Origin of the sequence: Mesorhizobium sp. M7A.F.Ca.CA.004.04.2.1, from assembly GCF_004022825.1 — a bacterium.
Classification (GTDB): Bacteria; Pseudomonadota; Alphaproteobacteria; order Rhizobiales; family Rhizobiaceae; genus Mesorhizobium.
In genome coordinates this window covers 1-749 of record NZ_RZPH01001586.1, presented here as the reverse complement: position 1 = coordinate 749, position 749 = coordinate 1, and the positions used below count along the sequence as shown (strand labels likewise).

Sequence of the window (749 nt, the reverse complement as noted above, 5' to 3'; positions counted from 1 at the left end):
GAACTGGCTGACATAGCCGATCGTTTGCCGGCGCACCGCAAGCACGGTGCGAGGGCTGGCGGTGGCCAGGTCGATCAGCCCGTCATCATGCGTGACGATGATCTGGCCTTCGTCGACGGCGTAGTTGCCGTAGAGCATCTTCAGGATCGAGCTCTTGCCGGCACCGGACGGGCCGCCGAGCACGGTGCATTCGCCGGCCCTGATCGAGAACGAGACACCGGCGACAACAGGCAGTTTGATGCCGTCACGCAGATGCATGGTGAAGCTCTTGGCAACGCCGGAAACAACGAGCGGGGTTGCCATCAGAAGGTTCTCCAATCGTCAGTCGTTTGCGTCATCGTCAAACCTGCAGAATCGAGGAAACAAGCAATTGCGTGTAAGGCGCGCGCGGGTCGTCGAGCACGCGGTCGGTGAGACCGCTTTCGACGACGCGGCCGTCCTTCATCACCATCATGCGCTGCGACAAAAGCCGCGCCACGGCAAGGTCATGGGTGACGACGATGGCCGCCAGACCAAGATCGGTGACCAGACCGCGCAGCAGGTCGAGCAGGCGCGCCTGGACCGAGACGTCGAGGCCGCCGGTTGGCTCGTCCATGAACACCAGACGCGGGCCGGTGACGAGGTTGCGGGCAATCTGCAGGCGCTGGCGCATGCCGCCGGAAAAGGCGCGGGGCTCGTCGTCGATGCGGTCCTCGTCGATCTCGACGCGCGATAGCCAGTCGACGGCGGTGGCGCGGATCTTGCCGTAG

2 protein-coding genes are annotated in these 749 nt (G+C 64.4%); both read right to left on the bottom strand.

Features of this window, described 5'->3' with window-relative positions; translation table 11 throughout:
• Positions 1 to 303 (bottom strand): ATP-binding cassette domain-containing protein (locus EN893_RS36310; RefSeq protein ID WP_128362279.1); only part of this gene is annotated, 303 nt, incomplete at its 3' end.
• Positions 304 to 340: 37 nt separating this feature from the next.
• A partial coding sequence (locus tag EN893_RS36305; protein WP_128362278.1) for an ATP-binding cassette domain-containing protein occupies positions 341 to 749 on the bottom strand: 409 nt, incomplete at its 5' end.